The organism is Candidatus Cryosericum odellii, from assembly GCF_003570935.1.
Lineage (GTDB): Bacteria > Caldisericota > Caldisericia > Cryosericales > Cryosericaceae > Cryosericum > Cryosericum odellii.
Window position 1 is genome coordinate 1 of the sequence record NZ_QXIU01000162.1, and the last position, 1,719, is coordinate 1,719.

Consider the following 1,719-nt stretch of genomic DNA (forward strand, 5'->3'; position numbering starts at 1 on the left):
TCCTCATCGTTGGCAGTGGTGGACGGGAACATGCGCTGGCATGGAAGATCCGGCAGAGCCCCTTGGTAGAACGTGTCTGGGTGGCACCCGGCAATGCTGGTATCACCGGATGTGCGACCTGTGTCCCGATGCGTTCGGATGACACGTCTGGACTGGCTGAGTTCGCCGTGCAGCACAGGGTCGGTCTGGTCGTCGTCGGGCCGGAGGAACCACTTACGAAGGGGATCGCCGACGTTCTTCGTGCCCGAGGTCTGCTGGTCGTTGGTCCAGGAGCGGCGGGGGCACGGCTCGAGGGGAGCAAATCCTTCGCCAAAGGGTTCTGCGAACGGCACGGGATCCCGACGGCTCGTGGAATTCGTTGCGAAGATGCGGGGGCTGCGCTGGGACACGTAAGTGATCTGGGGTTTCCACTCGTTGTGAAAGCGGATGGCTTGGCCGCAGGCAAGGGAGTCGTCATCGCGACAACCCAGGGTGAGGCTGTGACGGCCATTGAGAGTCTGGCTGGCCGAGGTCCGTTGCTGCTCGAGGAGTTTCTCAGGGGTCGCGAGTGTTCCCTGCTGTTCCTCTGTGATGGGAAGACTGTCCTGCCATTCGCACCTGCGCGCGACTACAAGCGTGCAGAGGACGGTGACATGGGACCGAACACAGGTGGCATGGGCAGCTTCTCTCCGGTGCCGGACGTGACGTCCGCTGTCCAGCGTGAGGCGTATGAGCATATTGCGCTGGGCGTGCTCGCAGGGCTCGCCGACGAGCAGATCGACTACCGCGGAGTGCTGTATGCGGGTTGCATAGTGGCGCAGGACGGCCTCAAGGTCCTGGAGTTCAACTGCCGGTTCGGCGACCCGGAGACCCAGGTCCTCATGCCGAGGATCCAGGGGGACCTGGTGCCGGCGCTGGTGGCGTGTGCCGAGGGGCGGTTGGCGGATGCTTGGCTGGAATGGCGGGAGGAGACGGCGGTCTGCGTCCAGATGGTCTCGAGCGGATACCCGGCGGCGCCGGTCACGGGCATGATCATCGGCGGGCTGGACAAAGTTCCACAAGACGTCATGGTATTCCACGGCGGAACACGGCAGGAAGACGATCAACTAGTGACAGCGGGGGGCCGGGTAGTGGGAGTCACGGCCGTCGGCGCGACCATGGCCGAAGCGCGTACGCGGGCATATGCCGGCGTCAACGCCATCCACTTCGAGGGTGCGCAGTGGCGCACAGATATCGCGTCCGACGTCGACGCAACAAGGAAAGGGGAGCAGACATGATCGAACGGTATGCACTTCCGCCGGTCCGGGACCTCTGGACCGAGCAGGCGCAGTATGAACGCTGGCTTGAGGTGGAATGCGCGGTCACTGCAGCGCATGAGGAACTGGGTGTGGCGCCCGCCGGAACGGCGGACGCGGTCCGCCGTACGGCAGTGGTGGACGTGGAGGACATCCATGCCATCGAGGCGACCGTCGACCACGACGTCATCGCGTTTATCAAGTCGGCCACCCGCGACATGGGGGACGACGCTCGGTTCTTTCACCTGGGGATGACGTCATCGGACGTCGTAGATACAGCGCTGGGTATTGCGCTCAAGCGTTCCGGTCGGCTTCTGCTTGACCAGCTGGCCGAGCTGAAGGGCGTCCTGGCCGACCAGGCGAAGCGCTTCCGGACGACGGTGACCGTCGGCCGTACGCACGGGGTCCATGCCGAACCCACATCGTTCGGACTCAAGTTCCTGTC

At 64.3% G+C, this 1,719-nt stretch carries 2 protein-coding genes; both read left to right on the forward strand.

All coding sequences use genetic code 11. From position 1 onward, the window contains the following. On the forward strand, nucleotides 1-1,256 hold a 1,256-nt coding region (purD, locus tag SMC5_RS06750; protein WP_119120100.1), incomplete at its 5' end, for a phosphoribosylamine--glycine ligase. Next, the coding region (locus tag SMC5_RS11040) for a lyase family protein (RefSeq protein WP_243625012.1) at nucleotides 1,253-1,719 on the forward strand (467 nt) is incomplete at its 3' end. The genes purD and SMC5_RS11040, both read left to right, overlap by 4 nt.